The organism is Niameybacter massiliensis (genome assembly GCF_001282685.1).
GTDB lineage: Bacteria > Bacillota > Clostridia > Lachnospirales > Cellulosilyticaceae > Holtiella > Holtiella tumoricola.
Genome location: NZ_LN875035.1, coordinates 3,040,642 through 3,064,073, shown reverse-complemented (window position 1 = coordinate 3,064,073; position 23,432 = coordinate 3,040,642). Strand labels below are relative to the sequence as shown.

Annotated in this window: 13 protein-coding genes; 9 read left to right on the top strand and 4 right to left on the bottom strand. The window is 33.6% G+C overall.

Annotation, left to right across the window (positions count from 1 at the left end):
* Window positions 1-218 precede the first annotated feature (218 nt).
* Window positions 219-1,085 (top strand): DUF4037 domain-containing protein, encoded by an 867-nt coding sequence (locus tag BN2390_RS19785; protein WP_053986020.1) that lies wholly within the window; start codon window positions 219-221, stop codon window positions 1,083-1,085.
* Window positions 1,078-1,557 (top strand): N-acetyltransferase, encoded by a 480-nt coding sequence (locus BN2390_RS19780; RefSeq protein WP_242847702.1) that lies wholly within the window; start codon window positions 1,078-1,080, stop codon window positions 1,555-1,557. Before BN2390_RS19785 ends, BN2390_RS19780 begins: the two co-directional genes overlap by 8 nt.
* Window positions 1,558-1,671: 114 nt before the next feature.
* Here the strand turns inward: BN2390_RS19780 and BN2390_RS19775 are convergent, their stop codons facing one another.
* Together BN2390_RS19775 and BN2390_RS19770 are read right to left on the bottom strand one after the other, a co-directional pair.
* Window positions 1,672-2,325 carry a FusB/FusC family EF-G-binding protein gene (locus tag BN2390_RS19775; RefSeq protein WP_053986018.1) on the bottom strand — a complete coding sequence of 218 codons (654 nt, stop codon included), beginning with the start codon at window positions 2,323-2,325 and terminating at the stop codon, window positions 1,672-1,674.
* 139 nt (window positions 2,326-2,464) lie between these two features.
* Window positions 2,465-2,743 (bottom strand): CD3324 family protein, encoded by a 279-nt coding sequence (locus tag BN2390_RS19770; RefSeq protein ID WP_053986017.1) that lies wholly within the window; start codon window positions 2,741-2,743, stop codon window positions 2,465-2,467.
* Between the two features lie 1,201 nt (window positions 2,744-3,944).
* Between BN2390_RS19770 and BN2390_RS19765 the strand changes: the two genes are divergently transcribed.
* The 6 genes from BN2390_RS19765 (at window position 3,945) to BN2390_RS19740 (ending at window position 20,304) form a co-directional block, all read left to right on the top strand.
* Entirely contained in the window at window positions 3,945-5,672 is a 1,728-nt protein-coding gene (locus tag BN2390_RS19765) for an ABC transporter ATP-binding protein/permease (RefSeq protein WP_053986016.1), read from the top strand.
* Entirely contained in the window at window positions 5,673-7,346 is a 1,674-nt protein-coding gene (locus tag BN2390_RS19760) for an amino acid ABC transporter ATP-binding/permease protein (protein ID WP_053986015.1), read from the top strand. It begins immediately after the preceding gene.
* A 261-nt stretch (window positions 7,347-7,607) separates the two neighbouring features.
* Complete coding sequence (locus BN2390_RS19755; RefSeq protein WP_053986014.1) at window positions 7,608-9,401, top strand: aminopeptidase P family protein; 1,794 nt, start codon at window positions 7,608-7,610, stop codon at window positions 9,399-9,401.
* A 170-nt stretch (window positions 9,402-9,571) separates the two neighbouring features.
* Window positions 9,572-13,486, top strand: a complete 3,915-nt coding sequence (locus tag BN2390_RS19750) for a glycoside hydrolase family 2 TIM barrel-domain containing protein (protein ID WP_053986013.1) — start codon at window positions 9,572-9,574, stop codon at window positions 13,484-13,486.
* 264 nt (window positions 13,487-13,750) lie between these two features.
* Window positions 13,751-15,973, top strand: coding sequence for a formate C-acetyltransferase (gene pflB / locus BN2390_RS19745; protein WP_053986012.1), 2,223 nt, complete (start codon window positions 13,751-13,753; stop codon window positions 15,971-15,973).
* 284 nt (window positions 15,974-16,257) lie between these two features.
* Entirely contained in the window at window positions 16,258-20,304 is a 4,047-nt protein-coding gene (locus BN2390_RS19740; RefSeq protein WP_053986011.1) for a glycosyl hydrolase family 18 protein, read from the top strand.
* Between the two features lie 53 nt (window positions 20,305-20,357).
* Here the strand turns inward: BN2390_RS19740 and BN2390_RS19735 are convergent, their stop codons facing one another.
* Complete coding sequence (locus BN2390_RS19735) at window positions 20,358-21,065, bottom strand: response regulator transcription factor (RefSeq protein WP_082238882.1); 708 nt, start codon at window positions 21,063-21,065, stop codon at window positions 20,358-20,360.
* Window positions 21,066-21,075: 10 nt separating this feature from the next.
* Window positions 21,076-22,206: a sensor histidine kinase gene (locus tag BN2390_RS19730; protein ID WP_198524953.1), complete on the bottom strand. Its 1,131-nt coding sequence runs from the start codon at window positions 22,204-22,206 to the stop codon at window positions 21,076-21,078.
* Window positions 22,207-22,571: 365 nt separating this feature from the next.
* On the opposite strand from BN2390_RS19730, the gene licT reads away from it, so the two are divergent.
* A complete protein-coding gene (gene licT, locus BN2390_RS19725) occupies window positions 22,572-23,426 on the top strand; it encodes a BglG family transcription antiterminator LicT (RefSeq protein ID WP_271010861.1) in 855 nt (284 codons plus the stop codon).
* Window positions 23,427-23,432: the final 6 nt, after the last annotated feature.

Sequence of the window (23,432 nt, the reverse complement as noted above, 5' to 3'; positions counted from 1 at the left end):
ATTAAAAGGTTATATAAGATTTTATATAAAAAATATACTTAAAAACAGCAAGTGAAAATTAAGTAGTTAAGGCTACTTAGTTTTGCTTGCTGTTTTAGTTTTATAAGTAAGGCAAGATTGTACTAGGTTTGTGCAATATTCATGCTTTTGTTTTTGAGCATTTCTTCTATAATAAGGATACAAAACAAGAATCTGGTCTGATTATAGGGAGGTAAAATATGAGTGGGATAAGCCGTAAAATTCAAGAAAAATTGGACTGTATTATAGAAGTACTTAAATCTACAGTAAATGGTGAATGTATTTTAGCATTAGCAGGTGCCCATGCAAAAGGCGTGGCAGATGAGAATTCAGATATTGATATTTTTATGTTTATACAGGAAGCGAAAAGCTTTGAAGAAAGAAAGTGTATTATAGAGAAAATAGCAGATGCTGGGACAACGCCATGGATATCACCAAGCTTTGAAGAGTACCCATGGGGAGGGTCTATGGATTTCTATTTCCAAGGAACACCTATTGAGACAACTGTACGTACCTTTGCACAAATGGAAAAAAGGATTGCACAAAGTAAAGAAGGTGAATTTGAAATTATTCCTGCAACATGGACTTCTAATGGATATTATACATTTATCTATTTATGTGAGTTAAGCTTTATCAAGCCTATATGGGATCCTCAAGGTATATTGGAAAGCTATCAAAAAGAATTAAAGATTTATCCAAAGAAGTTAAAACAATCAATTATTAATTGCTTTATGGATAGAGCCAATACTTGGCTTGATAATTTTCATTATGAAAGTGCTATAAAAAGAATGGATTTACTATTTACAGGACCTATTGTTATGCATACAGTTATGGATATGATACAAGTGATATTTGCTTTAAATGAAGTATATTTTACAGGAGATAAAAAGTTAGAGAAAGCATTAAAGGATATGAAGTATTGTCCTAATGAGCTTATAGAGAATATAGAACTTTTATTGAGTGCACCACGTAATAGTGAGTTGTTACAAAAGCAATGTGATATACTTACAAATATTAGAGATGATTTACAAGTGGAAATAGAAAAGCATAATAAAGAAGATGAATAGCCATAGAAGTACTGTTAGAATAAAAAAGGAAACTTTAGAAGGAGATTATATGGTAAGAGCACTCCGCAGTAAGGATTTAGAAAGTGTAATGGAGATATGGCGAAATACGAATATACAAGCTCATAGTTTTATTACAGAGGATTACTGGAACAACAATTATAATTTGGTTAAAGAGATTTTGCCTCAAGCTGAAGTCTATATTTATGAGACCAAAGGACGTATACAAGGTTTTATAGGGATTAATTCAGGATATATTGCAGGACTTTTTGTATTACAAGAGGAACAATCAAAAGGAGTAGGACAAGCATTAGTAGAAGTAGTAAAAGAGCAGTACAACCAACTTAGCTTGAAAGTATATGAAAAAAATATTAAGGCTATTTCTTTTTACGAAAAGCAAGGATTTAATAAACAAAGTAAAGCTATAGATGAGAGTACAGGTGAAGTTGAAATATTTATGGTATGGGAAAAATAAATTAAATTTAACGAACAAGGAGGTTGTCTATAGTACAGCCTCCTTATTGGTTAGATAAAGATTCCAGAGAACGAGTAGCTATCTTGGAATTTTTATTGTAAGAAGAATTGAGTTTTAGGATAGGTTATTAACTGTTTTGAGAAGCTTCTCTAATTTTTCAGTAGAGGTAATACGTTCGTTACACTGTTCACTATCTAAACATATATGAAACCCTATAGATTTATAGGCATCTGGGTCAGACATTTTGCAGATAGGTGAAACGAAGGTCACTTCATCCTCTTTACCTACATGATTACAAAGTGTGCAGATATGTGTGTTAGTAGAATTAGTATTAGGGATTCTACAAGCCATACCAATCCATTTATTATCTAGATTATAGATGAGGAAAAGTTTACGAATAGACTCATCAAGCCACCCTAGATAGACCTTTTTTGAAGTGAGAACTTCTCCTGATGGGAGCTTAAGCTTCTTTTCTTTTTTAAATACTTTACGGATTGCAGCGGGAGTAATATCAGCCATTCCATATACATAATGATCTAAGTTAGAGATGTAGTTATCAATAGAGAAAGAATCATTTAAGGCACTAATATCAATTAATGCTCTTTGATCATCAGATAAGTTAGAAAAGAGATGAAGGATATTCTCTCCAATATTAGCTTTATGAGTCTCAATAATTTTTTGATCCGTACAATTTCTAAATGTACTGTTTAAATCACGTAAATATTTTCTAATGGCGTTATACTCGTGTTTTTTGATAAAAGGTTCCATAATACTTAGCTCCTTTTTATATATTAGATTTTAATTTATAACTTTTATAAAAAATGATGACTGCTTAGTACAAAGTAGTCATCATCATCTTAATCTAAAACATGTATGAGTTTCAAGCTCATAAATAATTCTGCTAAGATTATGAGCAAAGAAGTTTGGTTGTATTAATTATTCTACGAATACTTTGTGCAGACAAATAGTATTCTTGTGTGAGCTCGTTGATTGTAGCGCCATGTATATATTTATAATAGATTTCATTATTTCTAATCTTTAGGGCAGCTTTAATACCACTTTCTTCACCCCAAGGAGTGTGGGTATTATTCTTTTTAGGAATATAAAGATACTGTCCATCCGCATACTCTTGTATGAGTTTTAAGATTTCTTCGGGTAACACATCTTGTGCTTTAACATATTTCATAGTTATGCTCCTTTTACTTTAATGGCAATATTAAAGCAAAGAATACAAAAAGCTATGTGTTACAGAACCTAATAAGTAAATGTGCTTCAGCTACTTTAAAGGCTTAGGCTCCACACAAAGCATAGCTGGCTTTGTTGTAGTCTTTGCAAGGAGCAAGTCGCTTTAGAGCTGAATGTACTATAGACCTTCATCAAAACACCTCCAATACGCTGTAAATATTATAGCATAAATATAATATTTTTAAGTACCTAAAACTTTTCGAATGATATCCGAGTTCATAGAAATAGAAATATTTTCAGATAAAAATAAGAGTAGCCTAATAAAAATTAGGCTACTCTTATTCTATTATAAAAACCTATGTAGTTTATTTATGTTGTACTTGAGATATAGGGGAGATGATAAAATTGAACCTTTTATCATAATTTATATTGGTCTGGGGAAGACAATTTTAATAGTAGATGATGTGTAACTACATAAGTTGTAATAAGAAATAAAATTTTATAGTGAAGAATTTTAGTAATTAAGCAAGTTAAGTTCTAGTAATTAAGCAAGTAAGTTCTAGTAACTAAGCAAGTAAGTTCTAGTAACTAAGCAAGTAAGTTCTAGTAGCTAAGCAAGTAAGTTCTAGTGACTAAGCAAGTAAGTTCTAGTAGCTAAGCAAGTAAGTTCTAGTGACTAAGCAAGTAAGTTCTAGTAGCTAAGCAAGTAAGTTCTAGTGACTAAGCAAGTGAGTTCTAGTGACTAAGCAAGTGAGTTCTAGTGACTAAGCAAGTTAATTCTAGTAATTAAAAAGCTAATTTAAAATCAATATAGATTAAACAACTGTTTTTACCGAAAGCAAGAATACCATAGATAAAAAATAGAGTCAAGTTCAACTAAACTTAATGGCAAATCATTATTAAGTATAAATGCTGATAAAGAAACTATACTTTAGGATAAAAATAGTGACAATCTAACTTGACATAAGTGTTAGAGACACTTGAAGGTTAGATAAAATACAATAGGACACAAGGGAAAAAAGAATCGACTTTTGTAATAAATTAATGAAAAAAAGCGACAAACATAAAAAATAGAAGAAATATATATAAGGATAAATAGAAAGGTTTTATTGACAATGGTTATCAATTGTTGTAATCTAAATTAAGTTGATAATAAATATCATTTGAAATGCGATTTCGATTATAAGAAGGAGAAGGTAGTTATGATGATCAATAAGAGGCTTATTGGCCTTTGTGAAGAGTCAAAGAAGTATATGATACTGACTGTAGTTGCAAACTGGATTGCTCTTCTATGTAATATCTCTATTATTTTATGGATTGGACAATTTATTAATAAACTTATAGTTCATGAAGAAGTAAGTTTATTATCTATGTTATCATTAATCCTATTTTTAGGAGGACGATTTATTAGTAACTTATATTATGGGAAATTTTCCGCATTAGCTTCTGAAAATGCAAAGGTCAGATTAAGAGACCAAATATATAAGAAGCTTTTAAGACTGGGAACAAACTATCAACAAGTAGATGGCACATCATCTTTTGTTCAAATAATGGTAGAAGGGGTAGAACAGTTAGAGGTTTACTTTGGACGTTATCTTCCTCAATTTTTCTATGCGCTATTAGCACCATTAACACTTTTTGTAGTCATTTTGCCATATTCTTTTAAAGCAGCGCTTATTTTACTTATATCTGTACCTCTTATTCCTATTTCTATTATTGCGATTATGAAAATTGCAAAGCGTATCTTAAAAAATTATTGGAAAAGCTACTCAAACTTAGGTGGAACTTTCTTAGAAAATCTTCAAGGATTAACAACTTTAAAAGTATTTAATCAAGATGAAGAACGTCATCAAAAGATGAATCAAGAAGCTGAAGACTTTAGAATCATGACAATGAAAGTACTGAGTATGCAGCTTAACTCAATCAATATTATGGATTTAGTTGCTTTTGGTGGTGCAGCAGCAGGGACAATTACAGCACTTATTCAATATAGTAGAGGTGAAATTCTCGTAGGTCATCTTTTGATTATTACATTACTTTCGGCAGAATTCTTTATTCCAATGCGCTTACTAGGTTCATATTTCCATATTGCCATGAATGGAATGGCAGCATCAGATCGTATTTTTAAAGTATTAGATGCCAAAGAGCCAGAAGAGGTAGAGAAATCTACAATTAAGGTTGAAGAGTCAATTGCATTAGAAAATGTAGAATTTAGTTATGATGAAACAAGACCTATTTTGAAACAAGTTTCTCTTGCTATTAAGCCAACGAATCTTACAGCTATAGTAGGTGAAAGTGGAAGTGGAAAAAGTACCGTTGCATCCCTTTTAATGAAAACTTATAAAGTACATAAAGGTAATATAAAATGGGGAGAAGTGAACTTTAATGATATAAGTAGTAGCCAACTCTACAATCATATGACGTTAGTTTCGACAAATAGTTATATCATGGGAACAACTATTAGAGAAAATTTACTTATGGCAAAGTTGAATGTGACAGATGAAGAGATAAAAGTAGCCCTTGAACTTGCTCAGTTAAGTGAGTTTGTGAGCTCATTAAAAGAAGGGTTAGATACACCTGTTGGAGAGGGTGGAAATCTTCTATCAGGTGGTCAAAAACAAAGACTTGCCTTAGCGCGTGCTATTTTGGCAAATAGAGAAGTCATGATCTTTGATGAGGCAACTTCAAATATTGATATTGAAAGTGAAGAAGCAATATGGAAAGCTATTCATGAGTTAGCAAAAACAAAAGCGGTACTGGTTATTTCTCATCGTCTAGTGAATGTAAAGCATGCAGATTGCATTTATGTTATGAAACAAGGTGAAGTTGTAGAGAGTGGTACCCATGAAAGTTTATATGCTAACCAAAGCGAATATTTTAGAATGGTGAATAAGCAAAATGAATTAGAACAGGTAAGGGAGGTAGAGTAGATGAAACGTCAATCAGGTTTTTCAATTATGAAAAGGCTTCTTGTGGAGCTTAAACCTTTAGCACCTGTTATGATGATTACTATTACACTAGGTGTATTAGGCTTTTTAGCAGCTATTACCATTACAAGTTTTAGTGCAGTTGCTATTGGTACTTTAATAGGTGAAATAACATTTATAAGTTTTACAGGTTGCTTATGGGTAATGGGAATTTGTGCAGTAATTAGAGGACTCCTACGCTATGGTGAACAGTTATCAGGACATTACATAGCTTTTAAGATTTTAGCTATTTTAAGAGATAAGATTTTTATGTGTCTTCGTAAATTAGCACCAGCTAAATTAGAAGGTAAAGATAAAGGTGATCTTATTGCAATGGTAACTTCTGATATTGAATTACTAGAAGTTTTTTATGCTCATACCATTGCACCTATTAGTATTGCTATTATTACAAATACCATTATTACAGTTCTTTTATACAGTATTCATCCATACTTTGGGTTATTGGGTGGTGGATTCTTCCTTATAGTAGGGTTAGCAATTCCTTATTTTTCTTCTGCATTTGCAAAAGAGGCAGGTGTAACTTATCGCAAAACATTTGCTGTAACCAATCAGTTTATACTTGATTCATTACGTGGATTAAAAGAAATTCTTATTTATAAGAATGGTTCTAGTAGATTACAAGCAGTTCATGATAGTTCTAAACAACTTAATAAGAGCCAAGAAAGGCTTAAAGCTCATGAAGGTTTAGTTAGAGCGCTGGCAGACTTAATGATTATGTTAGCTGTATTAAGTTGTGTTGTTATGGGGGCATTCGTTCTTCAATCAGGTACAATCAACTTTAGTGAGTATCTTTTAGCCATTGTTATTATTGCGTCTTCCTTTGGACCAGTTGTTGCATTAAGCAATTTATCTAATAATCTCTTACAGACTTTTGCTTGTGCTCAAAGACTATTTGATTTATTAGATGAGGTGCCACAAGTAGAAGAAGTTGCAGGTACGACTTCTTTAGCAAATGAAAGTATTGATTATAAAGAGGTTGATTTTGGTTATAACAATCGTACAGAAACGATTCTAGAAGAAGCATCTATTACTATTAACAAAGGTGATAAACTTGCACTTATTGGTGAGAGTGGTATCGGAAAAAGTACTTTTGTTAAACTACTAATGAGATTTTGGGATGTAAGAGGTGGTACACTTACTATTGATGGGAAAAATATTAAAGAGGTTGCGACAAGTTCTTTAAGAGATTCACAGACTTTAGTAAGTCAAGAGACCTTCTTATTTAACGAAAGTATATTAGATAATATTCGTTTAGGTAATCCAAAAGCTTCAAAAAAGGAAGTGATTGTAGCTGCGAAGAAAGCTTCTATACATGATTTTATTATGAGTTTACCTCATCAGTATGAGAGTAGGGTAGGGGAACTCGGAAGTTCGGTTTCTTCTGGAGAGAAGCAACGTATAGGACTTGCTAGAGCCTTTTTAAGACAAAGTGATGTTCTTATTCTAGATGAGCCAACAAGTAATCTAGATACACTTAATGAAGCAGAAATTTTAAAAGCAATCAAAGAAAATAGTAAAGAACAGACAATTGTCTTAATTTCTCATAGAAAATCTACAACAGCCATTTGTGATAAGGTTTATAAGTTAGAAAATAAAAAGTTAATTCAAACCGTTTAAAATAATATTTATTTATAAAGTAGTAAAAGGCATATATCTAAGAAGATATATGCCTTTTGGAGATTTTAGATAAGCTTAATTTTCAAAATCTAAGAAAATTATTTAGTAGAGTTTATAGAATGATATTTTTGTATGCTGTATAATACGTTTAGAAAAATATATATGAAATAAAGATGGGCTATATTAAGGTAGAACCATAAAAATAATATTTTTAGTACTCAAATAAGCATGAGTAAAATAACAAGGAGTGGAAAAGTAGAGATGACTGTTAGAGAAAGAATACAAGCACTTAGAGAAAATATGAAAAAGCATCAAATTGATGTTTATATGATTCCATCTTCAGACTTTCACGAAAGTGAGTATGTTGGAGATTACTTTAAAGTAAGAGAATTTATATCAGGCTTTACAGGTTCTGCAGGAACAGTAGTTGTAACAATGGATGAAGCAGGATTATGGACAGATGGAAGATACTTTATTCAAGCTGCAAAACAGTTAGAAGATACAGGAATTAAACTTTTTAAATCAGGAGAACCAGGTGTACCTACAGTAGAAGAATATATTGTTGATGTTATGCCAGTAGAGGGAACATTAGGATTTGATGGACGTGTAGTGAGCGCACAACAAGGTATGAAGCTTAATGAAAAATTAGCAGCTAAGCATATTAAGGTGGTTTATAGCTATGACTTAGTAGATGAAGTATGGGAGATGCGACCTACTTTATCAAATGCACCAGCATTCATATTAGATACTAAATACTGTGGTAAAAGTGTTGAAGAGAAGCTTAGTGAACTAAGAGAAGTAATGAAAGAAAAAAATGTAACGACTCACATTATTACAACACTAGATGATATTGCATGGCTTTTCAACTTAAGAGGGGGAGATATAAAGTTTAATCCTGTTGTACTTGCATATGCAGTAATTACACTTGAAGAGGTTCATCTATTCTTAAATCAGGAAAAACTTAATGCAGATATAGAAGCAATTTTTAAGGCTACGGATATTAAGCTACATGGGTATGAAGCAATTTATGAATATGTTAAAGAATTGGCTACAGATGAACATATTCTTTTAGATAGTAATAAAGTAAACTATGCAATTTATTACAATATCCCAAATGAAACTCAAAAAATAGATGCACCTAATCCAACCATGTTTGCAAAAGCGAAGAAGAATGAAGTGGAATTACAAAGTATTCGTAAAAGCCATATCAAAGATGGAGTAGCTTTTTCAAAGTTTATGTATTGGCTTAAAACCAATGTAGGTAAGGTAGAAATAACAGAACTTAGTGCAAGTGAAAAGTTAGAAGCATTTAGAAGAGAACAAGAAGGCTTTATTGAACCGAGCTTTGGAACAATAGCGGCTTACAAAGAGCACGGAGCGATGATGCATTATAGTGCAACCAAAGAAAGTGCTTATCCTCTAATGGAAGAAGGATTATTCCTCGTAGATTCAGGTGGTCAATACTATGAAGGTACAACAGACATTACAAGAACAATGGCATTAGGAGCTATAAGTGAAGAGTTACAAGAGCATTTTACAGCAGTTGTGAGGGGGATGTTGAACTTATCCCGTGCAAAATTTTTACAAGGTGTAAGAGGATATAATCTAGATCTATTAGCTAGAGGACCTATATGGGATTTAGGGCTAGATTATAAATGTGGTACAGGCCATGGTGTAGGCTTCTTACTCAATGTACATGAAGCACCAAATGGATTTAGGTGGAAAATAGTACCAGAACGTAATGATAGCTGCGAGTTAGAAGTGGGTATGGTGACAACCAATGAACCAGGTATCTATATAGAAGGATCACATGGTATTCGTATTGAAAATGAGTTAGTGGTAAGAAAAGCTGAACAAAACGAGTATGGGCAATTTTTAGAGTTTGAAGTAGTGACTTTTGCGCCGATTGATTTAGACGCGATTGATCCAAACTTGATGAATAAACATGAAAAAGAAGCCTTAAATGCTTATCACAAAGAGGTATATGATAAGGTTTCACCTTTCTTATCAGAGCCAGAAAAAGAATGGCTTAAAATTTATACAAGAGCTATTTAGACAAAAATACAAAATATTAGAAGTGGTCTTAACGATGAGTTAGAGACCACTTTTTAATTTACTAAAAAATATTTTAATAAGTTTTAGAATACTAGTTTAAAAAATAGTAAAAAAGTAGTAAAATTTAAGAAAGGTATTAAGTAAATATTTTAGGGAATGGAGATTATTAAATGACAACGAAGAATACAACAATAGACCGTGTAATCAAAATAAATAAAGACTGGAAGTTTTGCTGGGCTGGTGACTGTAACCATCCAAGAGAAGATATAAGCGATGCTTATCAAGTAAACTATAATGATGAGACATGGAGAAAGTTAGATCTACCTCATGATTGGAGTATTGAATTTGACTTTAATATAGAACATTCTTTAGTAGGTTCAGAAGCAGGGTATCTAGATGGTGGTATTGGCTGGTATAGAAAAGCTTTAGTATTACCAGAAGAATTAGAGAATAAAAGAGTGTTTATTCGCTTCGGTGGTGTTTATATGGATAGCACTGTTTATGTGAATGGAAAGCAAGTAGGAAAATATCCAAATGGTTATATGCCTTTTACATATGATATAACAGAATATGTTTCAGCAGATGGAATGACTGAAAATATTATTGCTGTAAAGGTCGTAAATGAACAACCAAGTAGTAGATGGTATTCAGGAAGTGGGATTTACCGTCAAGTAGAACTTATTATTACAGAACCAGTACATATTGTTGAATATGGTACATTTATTACAACACCACATATTGAAGAGGAGTACCAATCAGGATCAGTAACAACACATATTCAAACAGAAGTTAAAAATGCATCAACTCAAGTGCAAAACGTAAAAGTACGTGCTACACTTTTAGACTATGCAAACGAAGAAGTTTCAAAATCACAAGAGTGTGCAAGCAAAGACATTCAACCAGGAGAAGTGTGCTATTTTGAACAGGATATGGCTGTTATAAATCCAAAACTCTGGTCTGTTAATACACCTAATCTTTATAAAATGCGTGTAGAAGTGATTGTAGACGAACAAGTTGTAGATACTGTAGAGTCAAGATGTGGGTATAGATGGGTGAAATTTGATGCCAATGAAGGTTTCTTCTTGAATGGAGAATGGATGAAGCTCAAAGGGGTATGTATGCATCATGACCAAGGAGCACTTGGAGCTGTTGCCAATACACGTGCAATAGAACGTCAGATGGAAATTATGCAAGAGATGGGAGCTAATGCAATACGTGTAACCCATAACCCTGCAGCAGATGAACTTCTTAGAATATGTGATGAGAAGGGACTTATGGTTATTGATGAAGCTTTTGATACATGGTATTGGGGCAAGAAACAATATGACCTTGGACGCTTCTTTAGCCAAGGCTCTAGTAGTCATCCAGAAGGGGGAAATACAGTAACTTGGGCAGAGTTTGACCTCAAACGTATGGTAAAGAGAGGACGTAACTTCCCATGTATTATTAAATGGTCTGTAGGAAATGAAGTAAGCGAAGCTTCAGGAGATGAACGTTCCCTTGAAACAATCAAAAACATGAAGAAATGGGTAGCAGAAGTAGACCCAACTAGAGGCATTACACAAGGTGCTGATAAATTTAGATTTGGCACAGGAGAAGGTGGTCATGAGGATATAGCTGAGGTACAAGATACTGTAGGCTTTAACTACGCAGAAGGCAACTATGATACAATTCATGCAAAACATCCAGACTGGGCAATCTATGGTTCTGAAACTTCATCAGCAACTAAATCAAGAGGAGTTTATAGTCATCCTGATACAATAGGAAGTCATGATTCAGGAGAACATGCAGATTACCAACAATCCTCTTATGATAATGACCATGTAGCATGGGGAGCAACTGCAAGCCGTGCATGGATTCAAGATAGAGATCGTAAGTTTGTAGCAGGTCAGTTTATATGGACAGGCTTTGACTACATTGGTGAACCTACACCCTGGCATAATACAGGTGGGCCTGGACATAGCTTATCACCAAAGAGCTCATATTTTGGAATAGTAGATACTGCAGGTTTCCCAAAAGATGATTATTACCTTTACCAAAGTGTATGGAAAAACTTAGAGGTAAGCCCGATGGTACACATTCTTCCTCATTGGAACTTTGAAGATGAAACCTTAAGAAATAACGTAACAGGAGCAGATGGTAAAATTCCTTTAAGAGTATATTCAAATGCGCCACATATTGAGCTTGTAATTAATGGTGTAAGCCAAGGTACTCAATCATTTGCTCAGATGGAAACAGACTATGGGTTTAAATATCAACAGCTCTCAGAAACAAGTGACAAGCTTTACCTAGAATGGAGACTTGATTATACTTATGTACCAGGTACAACTATTCAAGCGCTTGCAAAAAATAATCAAGGTGAAGTAGTAGCAGAGCAAACCATTGTAACAGCAGATAAAGCATATGGTATTCAATTACATACAGATAGAACAAACATCAAAGCAAATGGAGAAGACCTTTGCTATATTACAGTAGATGTAGTAGATGCTAAAGGGAATTTCGTACCAACAGCAGACAATGAAGTAATCTTTGAGATTAGTGGTGAAGGTAGAATTGTAGGTGTAGATAATGGTAATCCAATTAGCCATGAACGTTATCAAGAACAAGTAGATGGAACATGGAAACGTAAAGCCTTTAATGGAAAGGCACTTGTTATCGTACAATCTACTACTCAAACTGGTAACTTTACCTTAAAAGCATTATCAGAAGGCCTTGTAACTGATGAAGTGAGTGTAATGACGATGGCGTGTGAAATGCCAAAAGGCTTAGGGTATGATTTACAAGAACAAGAGATTAAACAAGAAGGTATAGAAAAACAGGTTACTGCCTTTGCTCCAGTTCGAGTAACAGCGCAAGTAGGAGAAGTTCCGACATTACCAAAAATAATTAGAGCAAAGTTTAATGTAGGAGCACCAGATTCAGTCCAAGTTGAATGGGCGCCAATTGAAAAAGAACAGTGCATGTACTATAACCAATTTGAAGTACTAGGAACAGTAGAGGGACAAAACCTTAAAGCTTGTGCAGTAGTGACAATTAGAGGAATCATTGGGGTACAGGCTGTATCGGTAGCTACAGTTGCATATATTCCAGCAACACTTCCAGAAAAGGTAAATGTTTATTATAGTGATGGTGCAAAAGAAGAAAAACAAGTTAAATGGGATCAAAGTGGTGTAGATTATACCAAAGTAGGAGAAGCAAAAGTTGTAGGAATAATAGAAGGAAGTTCTCAAACAGTAGAGGCAAGTATAAGAATTACAGATGATAAATCATCGGTTAAAACAAGTATGAACTATGCAAAACAATGGACTGGATCTGAGTTCCCAGCAGCGCTTGCATCCTTCACAAATGATGCAGAAGGCTCAAGAGATAACATTGCAACAGTTAATGATACAGTTATTGCTTTTGACGTGGAGAGTCATAATAGATGGAGTAACTGGCAAGTAGAAGGTAGAGATGAGGACTGGGTAGGTATTCTCTTTGCAGAAGGTGGTAATATTACAAAACGCTATATTGATACCATAAAAGTAGGATTCTTTGAAGACCATGGTGTAAGCTCACCAGAAAGCTTTACTATTGAATATTATGTGCCAAATGAAGAACCAGGTATCCCTAGCAAATTTGGTCATGTTGTAGAAGGAGACTTAGCAGATTCTAATAACTGGAGAGCTGTAGAGCATGTAGCTCCTAATACAGAACATGTAGGTGCAGGAGAAATGAATAGTTTTAGCTTTGATATAGTTAGCACTTATGCAATTCGTTTAAATATGAAGAAGAAAGCAGATATGAAAGGGATTGCCATTACAGAGTTAGAAGTGTATGGTAAAGAAGCAATCGCTTATGATAGCTATGAAGTGGCAAAGATTGAATTAGATGATCATAACATTATAGATACATTTGATGAGTCTTTAAACTGTACTTATAAAATACAAGACGGCAATATGCCTAAGGTACATGTTGAAGCTACAAAACATGCTAATGTGACAATCGTACCAGCATTAGATAAAGATGGTATTACTACTATAGAAATCATACCTGAAAATGGTGATGTAACAAAGACAAGAACATATCAAGTTCATTATCAATAGAAATAAGTGAGGCTATGTAACGATAAAGTTACATAGCCTTTTATTATGTATGTTTAGAGGGATTTTTCATTATAAGGTATTTCAGCTGATTACTAAGAATAAATCATTTTTTGTATTATATGATAAAAAATAATAGAACAAAATATAAATTATTTAATAATTATTATTGATTAAGTTTATAAAGTGTGGTATATTTAATTCATCGAAAGCGTGTATACAGTATACAAAGTGCAAATTACTTTACATAGACAGGAGCTGCAAATTATGAATCAATGGAGAAACTTTAAAACAGGTAAATGGAATGAATCAGTAGATGTAAGAGATTTCATCGTTAACAACTATACAGAGTACACAGGGGATGCAAGTTTCTTAGAAGGCCCTACAGAAAATACAACAAAACTTTGGGAACAACTTAGTGAGCTTATGGTGAAAGAAAGAGAAAGAGGTTGTTTTGTAGATACAAAAACAATTTCAACAATCATTTCACACAATGCAGGCTACATCAATAAAGATTTAGAAAAAGTAGTAGGTTTACAAACAGAAGAGCCACTTGTTCGTTCAGTACAACCATTTGGTGGTATTAGAACTGTTGAGACTGCTTTAAATTCATATGACTATGAAATTGAACCTGAAATGAAAGAGATCTTCACAAAATACAGAAAAACACATAATGAAGGTGTATTTGATGTATACAATGCAGATATCCGCAAAGCTAGAAAAGTAGGTATCGTAACAGGTCTTCCAGATGCATACGGACGTGGACGTATCATTGGTGACTACAGAAGAGTAGCACTATATGGGGTAGACAGATTAATCGAAGAAAAACTTAAAGATAAAGAAGCTAAATCTACAATCTTTACAGCTGAGACAATAAGAGATTGCGAAGAGATTGCAGAACAAGTAAAAGCTTTTAAAGAACTTAAACAACTAGGTGAAATGTACGGATTTGATTTATCAAGACCAGCTAATAACTTCCAAGAAGCAACACAATGGTTATATCTTGCATACCTTGCAGCAACAAAAGAGCAAAATGGTGCAGCAATGTCAATTGGTAGAACAAGTACATTCCTTGATATTTATGCCCAAAGAGATATTGAAGAAGGTATTATTACAGAAAAAGAAGCACAAGAAATTATTGACCAATTCATTATGAAACTTCGTATCATCAGATTCCTTAGAACACCAGAATACAATGATTTATTCTCAGGTGATCCAACATGGGTTACAGAATCACTTGGTGGTATCTTAGAAGATGGAAGTGCTTCACTTGTAACTAAAAATAGCTTCCGTTACTTACACACACTTTACAATATTGGACCATCTCCAGAACCAAACTTAACTGTACTTTGGAGTGAAAAATTCCCTCAAGGATACAAAGATTTCTGTGCAAAAGTATCTATTGATACTTCAGCTATCCAATATGAAAGTGATGATTTAATGAGACCACAATTTGGTGATGACTACGGTATTGCTTGTTGTGTATCTCCAATGAGAATTGGTAAACAAATGCAATTCTTCGGTGCACGTGCAAACCTTGCAAAAGCTGTACTTTATGCAATTAACGGTGGGGTAGATGAAAAAGCAGGTGTTGCTGTTATTCCAGGTATCGAACCTATGACAGATGAAGTTTTAGATTACGATAAAGTTATGAAAAACTTCGAAATTGCTACAGATTGGCTTGCAAAAACTTACACAGATGCACTTAATATCATTCACTACATGCATGATAAATACTGCTATGAAAGAATTGAAATGGCACTTCATGATACAGAAGTATTCCGTACTATGGCATGTGGTATAGCAGGTCTTGCAGTAGCAGCTGACTCATTATCAGCTATTAAACATACAAAAGTTAGACCAATCAGAAATGAACAAGGTATTGCAATTGACTTTGAAATCGAAGGGGAATACCCAGCATACGGTAACAATGATGATCGTGTAGATGACATTGCTGTAATGCTTACAAAAGATTTCATGGAAAAAATCAGAAGACATACACCATACAGAAATTCAACATACACACAATCTGTTCTTACTATTACATCAAACGTTGTATATGGTAAGAAAACAGGGGCTACACCAGATGGACGTAAAGCAGGTGTACCATTCTCACCAGGGGCTAATCCAATGAATGGTAGAGAAACAAAAGGTGTACTTGCAGCATGTAGTTCAGTAGCAAAAATTCCATTCGAACATGCACAAGATGGTATTTCATACACATTCTCATTAGTACCACAAACATTAGGGAAAACACCAGAAGAACGTGTACACAACATGGTAGGTATTTTAGATGGTTACTTTGGCCAAACAGGACAACACATCAACGTAAACGTTCTTCATAAAGATCTTTTATTAGATGCTATGGATCATCCAGAAAAATACCCACAATTAACAATTCGTGTATCAGGTTATGCAGTTAACTTCATCAAATTAACAAGAGAACAACAATTAGACGTTATCAGTAGAACATTCCACGAAAGAATGTAATAGAATATTAAAGTAATAAAAGCTAGTTTAGGCAATCTGTTATACGCAGACAGATGCTTAAACTAGCTTTTTTATGTGTTCATTAAAAGGATGTCCTTTGAAGTCGGGACAAAAAGGATATAAATGAGGGACATTAGTGACATAGACAAGGGACAAATAGAGTACCTATAATAAAATTATCATAACTTAAACCGTGATTAAAACGAATATAAGACATAAAAGAGTATCTAATATAAAAATATAAATAAAAAATATAGAGATAAAATATAAGGAGGAAATAAATAATGAAATTATTTAAAAGATTCATGAGTAGAGCAGCATTAGTTTCTACATTAGCAATGGTTCTTGGGGGTATGGTAATCACAAATCCAGTACAGTTACAAGCATTAGAAACAAGTAGTTTTGAGTATAAGAGTCAAGCAAATACAAAAAGAAATGTTATGTATTATGGAGATTGGTCTGTATGGGGAGGACAAGGGAATTTCTATCCACAAGATATTCCAGCAGATCAGTTAACACATTTGAATTTTGCATTCCTAGATTTTGATAACCAAGGTAATTTAATCTTTACAGACAAAGATGCAGCAATAGGAAATCCATTAGGACAACCAGGGGTAACTTGGGGAGATATTAGTGCGGGTATTCTTCCAGCATTAGTGGAGTTACGTGCGCAAAATCCAAACTTAAAAATTGGAGTTTCTATTGGTGGATGGTCAAAATCAGGAGATTTCTCAGAAGTGGCAGCAAACCCAGCTAAAAGAGCAAAATTTGTAGAGAATATCGTTAAGTTCGTAGAGTATACCAATATGGACTTTGTAGATATTGACTGGGAGTATCCAGCATTTGTACGTGAAGCAGATACTGTAGATAACAAAAATGATGAGGGTACACCAAACGCAAGACCAGATGATAGAGAAAACTATATCTTATTATTAGAAGATATTAGAGAGGCACTTAATATAAAAGAAGTAGAACTTGGAAAAGAGTATGAATTATCAGTAGCACTTCCAGCATCACAAGATAAATTAGCTACAGGTGTAGATGTACAAAGAATGTTTGAGATTATCGACTTTGGTAATTTAATGACATATGATATGCGTGGTGCATTTGATGAGATTAGTGGACATCAAGCGGGCCTTTATCCAAATTCAAATGATCCATATAAAGATAGAAAGTATACGATTGATGAAGCAGTACAGTATATGATTGGAGAAGGTGCACCAGCAGAAAAATTAGTTGTTGGAGCTGCATACTACACACGTGGATGGGAAGAGGTTTCTGGAGGAACAGATCCAAGTAATCCAGGTCTCTTTGGTGAAGCGGCAATTGTAGGAAAAGATGCTGACTTTACACCGTCAAGAGGTGCAGCAAATGATTCACCTATAACAATGGGAGATGGTGGACGCCGTTCTGGTGTATGGGCTTATAGAAACTTAGACAAGCTTAAAACAGCTTATCCAGGACTTAAAGAATACTGGGACGATGAAGCGAAGGTGCCATACTTATACAGTGAACAAACGGGAGCATTCTTTACTTATGATAATGTACGTTCAATTACAGAAAAAGCAAACTACGTAAATGAAAATGATTTGGGTGGTATGATTGCATGGATGGCATCTATGGATGCACCAACTAGATCTAGCAAACGTGATGAACTTACAAAGGCTACTAAACAAGGACTTTATGGCAATGCAGTACTTCCACAATATGAGATTGTATATGCGGATTTAGATATTACAGTAACACTTACACCTTATATGGAGTCTTGGGGAAATACAGGTGGTTATGAAATCACTATCAAGAATAATGAAGTACTAGAAGAAAGCAATACAGTACTTAGTGCGACAGAAAAAATGGCAGAAACCATTACCCTTCCAAAGTTTTATATTAAACATGCAAATGGTCTATTAACAAGTGGAGATTATAAAGCTGGTACAGTTACACAAGAAGGTGAATACACAGTTGTAGATTTAAGTAGTGTATATGATGCACGTCAAATTGAAGCTGGTAGAACCTATACTTTTAGATTAAAAGCAAATGGTCCAGTAGAAGATGTAAGCGGCATTGAAAGTATTGAGCTTGCACAACGTTTAAATAAACAAGGTAAAGAAATCAAACGTCAAACAATCTATGGATCTACAGAACAAGTAAATCAAGCACCAGTTATCCAGGGAGCTGAGAATAAAACCATTACAGTAGGTGATACATTTGACGCAATGCTGGGTGTAACAGCACGTGATAAAGAAGATGGTGATTTAACACATGTTTTAACTGTTGAGGGTAGCGTAAATACAGAAATAGAAGGTACATATACATTAACTTATAAAGTGGCAGATAGTAAAGGGTTAGAAACGGTAGTAGAAAGAACAATTACTGTTGCAGCGAAAAAACCTAACCAAGCGCCAGAATTAAAAGGTATCAATGATGTAACAGTTAAAGTAGGTAGCACATTTGATATAATGGCAGGTGTAACAGCAACAGATAAAGAAGACGGTGATTTAACACATCTTATTCAAGTTGAAGGTGATGTAGATACTGCTAATGTAGGTACATATACATTAACTTATAGAGTAGCAGACAGCGAAGGTCTAGAAGCAGCAGCATCAAGACAAGTAGTAGTAGAAGAAGTAACAGTGCCAGAGATTCCAGAAAGTGATTTTGGTGTAGGTGAAGGTATTGTATGGCCAAAACAAGTAAATGCACCATTTGTAGATATGGGGAGCTGGATTACAAAACCTGGATATGGAAACAATGGAGCACCAAATTTAGTTAAACTTGCAGAAGATACAGGTGTAAACTACTTTAATTTAGGGTTTATTCAATCTGTAGCTGGACAAATTAAAGATGGTAAACTTGTATGGGGATGGGCTGGGTTAGATGCACTTAGCGAAGCTAATCCAAATAATGATCAATACTTAGGAATTAAAAAGTCTATCCGTGAACTTCGTCAAATGGGTGGAGATGTAACTATTTCTCTAGGTGGTCTAGCAGGTACAGCATTCTGGCAAGCAACACAAGACGTAGATGTTTTAACAAATACATATATGGACCTTGTAACAGGGTATGGACTTACAAGACTTGACTTAGACATTGAAGGTTCTGCACAGAATAAGCAACAAAATATTATAAATGCTAAAGCAATCAAAAAAGTACAAGATGCTACAGGTGTAGAAATTGTACTCACATTAGCAGTGCTTCCAAGTGGTTTAACAAGTGAAGGTTTAGGTGTGTTAGAAGCATATCTTGCAGAAGGTGTAGAAGTAAGTGTAGTTAACTTAATGACTATGTGCTATGGTGAGGCAATGCTTTTACCAGGAGAAAATTATGGTACAGGTTCACTTCGTGCAGTAGATAGTACAAAAGACCAATTAAAAGATTACTATAAACGTTTTGTAGGTGTAACATTAACAGATGAAGAAGCTTATGCAAAATTAGGAACAACACCTTCAATTGGATTTGAAGGACAAGCACACCCAATCTTTACAACGGAATGGGCACAGCTAGTGGTTGATCATGCAATTGAAAAGGGAATTGGTATGACATCATTCTGGTCAATGAACAGAGATGCACAACTTGAAAATAATCAAGGTGTTCCAAGTCAATATGCATTTACAAATATCTTTAAAGGTTTTGGTACAGGTGAAATACCACAAGCAAATACAAAACCAGTTATCCATGGTGTACAAGATGTAATCCTTACAGTAGGTGACACATTTGATGCAATGGAAGGTGTAACAGCAACAGATAAAGAAGATGGTGATTTAACATCTGCTATTAAAGTAAATGGAGCAGTAGATACAGAAGTAGCAGGAACATATAAACTTGTATATACAGTATCAGATTCAAAAGGATTAGAAGCAACAGCAACAAGAACAGTAGTTGTAAAAGAAAAACCAGATCCTAATAATACATATAACCCAGAAGAAATTTACAATGCTGGTGATAAGGTGATGTACAACGGCAAAGAGTATACAGCAAAATGGTGGACAAAAGGGGATATACCAGGTCAGTCAGACGTATGGGAAGCAAAGATAGAAACTAACCCAGATGGAAGCCAAGATTATATTCCAGGTAAAACATATGTAGAAGGTGACCGTGTTGTATACAATGGTAAAACATATGTAGCAAAATGGTGGACTAATTCAACACCAGGTAGCGATTCATCTTGGGGATTAGAAGGTGATGAAGGTGAAGAAAATAATCAAGGATACATACCAGGTAATGCTTATGTTGCAGGAGATATTGTAACTTACCAAGGTGTACAATACAGAGCAAAATGGTGGACTAATACAGAGCCAGGTAGTGATGATTCATGGGAATTAGTACAATAATAAGTATATAAAATAAAAGCTACCCTTGTCCTGAGAAAAGAGTAGCTTTTATTCTAAACTATTTTTTTACCATAATTGAGTACAAATTGGGTAGCTTGTACGCGGTCCTTAACATTGATTTTCTTGAATAAAAGAGTGATATTATTGCGGATAGTCTTTTCTGATAAGAAAAGTTGGGAAGCAATTTCTTTATTACTAAGGCCTCTAGAAATCAAATATAAAATAGCTTTTTGTCTATCAGATAATTCATTTATAGATAATGTATAAGGAGTAAGAACAGGTGAAGTATCTGGAGTAGGAGAAGGTTCAGGAGCTATAGAACCAGTTGAGGAGGATTCTTGTACTAAATGAAAAACATGTTTATTTAATGATTGATCAATAAAAACATTACCTGCATGTATATGTTTGATTGCATCAATTAAAGTAGTACCAGCAGAATCTTTTAAAATGTATCCATTAACTTGTAGGGCTAGTGCTTCTTTAAAAGTAGATAAATCACTTGCCACAGATAAAAGTAAAACTTTCAAAGTGGGATGTGTTTCCTTTAAGGCTCTTAGTGCGCCAATGCCGTCTAAAACAGGCATATTTATATCTAAGAGTAATAAATCACAAGGTACTTGTTCAACCAGTGAGAGTGCTTCTTGACCATTACAACCTTCTCCTACGATTGAGACATCTTCAGAGAAGGAAAGAATTTGCTTGATTCCCTCGCGGATAAGAGGGTGGTCATCTACAATAATAATTTTAATAGAGTTACCCATATATAACCTCCTATATAGTAATGATTGGTATTTTTATATTAAAATGTGTTCCTAGTTCTTGGGAAGACTTTATTTTAATAGAACCATTAAGTTCTTTAATACGTGTATATAAATTGGTGAAACCATAAGACTTTGAAGAGGAAGAAAAGTTTTTTTGATACTCATCTATATCAAATCCTACGCCGTTGTCAATAACCTCTATATGAATAAGTTGTTCTTGTTGACAAAGGGTGAGTGTAACTTGAGGTGCATAAGCATGCTTTTTTATATTAGAAATAAGTTCTTGAACAATCCTATAGATAGAACCTTGAAATTCAATATCTATATTGGAGGAACTTACATTATAGATAAATTGTACTTTAGTACATGTATTATTAAAACTATTATAAAGTATATTATCGATTGAATTTTTTAAACCAAGAGATTCTAAAGGAGCAGGTGTAATGCGGAATAAGATTTCACGTATTTCAGATATGGCATGTGAAAGATTATCTTTAAGCTGATCAATAAGTAGAAATCCTTTATCTAAATCTTGAAGTAGCATATTTTTACAAAAATCTAGTCGCATTTGTACACTTACAATTTCCTGAGTAGGTCCATCATGTAGATCACGAGCAATGCTAAGTTTTTCATTTTCCACAAATTTAAATAAGGATAGATAGTGTTGAATAGAAGCGGTCTCTTCTTGAGCTGTAGAAATATCTAATTGATTCATTCCATTTTGCAAATAAGTAAGAGAGATTGCTAGTTGCTGAACCATACTTTCTGCAAGATGAATTTCTGAGATATTTTTTTGTAATTCCACCTCTAAAATATTTCTTCGTTTAATTAAATTTTGCTCATGCTTTTCAAGCTGAAGCAGTTGTGTATGTATAATACTAGCTTCTTCAAAAAGACGTTTTAAATGCTCATGACCTTGTTGTGAAAAGTCATAGGAGCAAATAGAAAGTTTTTGACGAAATTCTTTATCGAGTACACTAAGTTCTTTGAGCTGAGTAATAATCAAAGGCAGTTCTTTTTCAATTTCTATAAGTTCTTGTAATTTTTGATTATAGTTAGAGTAGCAGGTACTAATGATTTCAAAGGCAGCGGTTTTATTATCTTCTAAGGTTAATGTAGCCTTTTTTAATATATCAGACAAAGCCTGTTTGGGAGACATGATCAAATCCTTTCTATTATAGTATTTGAGAGAATATGTTAATAACAGCATATACTTATATAAATTATATTCGACAACAATCGTAAAATAATTTAGAGCGTTTTGAAATGCTGCGTAAATGTTATAGAAAACTACTAGAATTGTTTAATATGTACAAAAAGTGATAGCTAAAAATGTTGTTTTAAGATAAAAACTATAAGGTGTATTGACATGATTATGTGGAAGTAGTATGATATATGTATAAATAAAGGGATTGTTACTGGTAATGCAGGCTATACCACTTTTGTGAAAAAATAATTATCTTTATGATTATGTTCACAGGGGGCGGTATAGCCTTTTTTGATTAAATGAAAGAAAGGGCAAAACCTATGAAAGTTGTTAAAGTCATTAATAATAACTTAATTAAGTCCTTTGATGAACATAATAATGAAATATTAGTAATGGGATGTGGATTAGGATTTAAAAAAGTACCTGGTGATGAAATTGATGAATCACTGATAGAGAAGGTCTACACTTGTAAGGAACAAGGTAGTTCCAATCAACTTATTAAATTACTTGAGAATATTCCTATTGAACATATACAAGTTACTAATGAAATTATTAATTTCGCAAAATCTTCTTTAGGTAAGAAGTTGAATCAAAATATTTATATCACATTGGCAGATCATATTCACTTTGCATTAGAAAGATATGAAAAGGGTATTAATATTAAAAATGCTTTATTATGGGAAATTAAAAAGCTATATAATCATGAATACTTAGTAGGGAAAGAAGCACTCAGTATTATTAGACAGCGATTAGGCATTGAGTTACCAGAGGATGAAGCAGGATTTATAGCCTTACATTTAGTAAATGCATTAATGGATGACTTGTCTATGGAAAAGACAACAGATATGACTAAGATGATTCAACAAATTTTGAAAATCATTAAGTATCATTTTAAGTTGGAACTAGATGAGTATTCAATTCATTATGAGCGATTTATCACACACCTTAAGTTCTTTGCTCAAAGATTATTTACAGGAAGTGCGATGGAAGACCAAGATGAACAGTTTATTCAAGCATTAAAGAATCAATATAAAAAAGAATATGAATGTACCAAGAAGATACAGGATTATATTAAGCAAGAGTATGGGTGGGAGTTATCAGAAGATGAGATGATTTACTTAACCATTCATATTAAGCGTATTACCATGCAGTAATATTAG

Coding starts and splice junctions, on each gene's coding strand:
- licT (WP_271010861.1), top strand. CDS start 22,572: ATGAAAGAAAGGGCAAAACCTATGAAAGTTGTTAAAGTCATTAATAAT.
- pflB (WP_053986012.1), top strand. CDS start 13,751: ATGAATCAATGGAGAAACTTTAAAACAGGTAAATGGAATGAATCAGTA.
- BN2390_RS19740 (WP_053986011.1), top strand. CDS start 16,258: ATGAAATTATTTAAAAGATTCATGAGTAGAGCAGCATTAGTTTCTACA.
- BN2390_RS19750 (WP_053986013.1), top strand. CDS start 9,572: ATGACAACGAAGAATACAACAATAGACCGTGTAATCAAAATAAATAAA.
- BN2390_RS19735 (WP_082238882.1), bottom strand. CDS start 21,065: ATGGGTAACTCTATTAAAATTATTATTGTAGATGACCACCCTCTTATC.
- BN2390_RS19765 (WP_053986016.1), top strand. CDS start 3,945: ATGATGATCAATAAGAGGCTTATTGGCCTTTGTGAAGAGTCAAAGAAG.
- BN2390_RS19760 (WP_053986015.1), top strand. CDS start 5,673: ATGAAACGTCAATCAGGTTTTTCAATTATGAAAAGGCTTCTTGTGGAG.
- BN2390_RS19755 (WP_053986014.1), top strand. CDS start 7,608: ATGACTGTTAGAGAAAGAATACAAGCACTTAGAGAAAATATGAAAAAG.
- BN2390_RS19775 (WP_053986018.1), bottom strand. CDS start 2,325: ATGGAACCTTTTATCAAAAAACACGAGTATAACGCCATTAGAAAATAT.
- BN2390_RS19785 (WP_053986020.1), top strand. CDS start 219: ATGAGTGGGATAAGCCGTAAAATTCAAGAAAAATTGGACTGTATTATA.
- BN2390_RS19770 (WP_053986017.1), bottom strand. CDS start 2,743: ATGAAATATGTTAAAGCACAAGATGTGTTACCCGAAGAAATCTTAAAA.
- BN2390_RS19780 (WP_242847702.1), top strand. CDS start 1,078: ATGAATAGCCATAGAAGTACTGTTAGAATAAAAAAGGAAACTTTAGAA.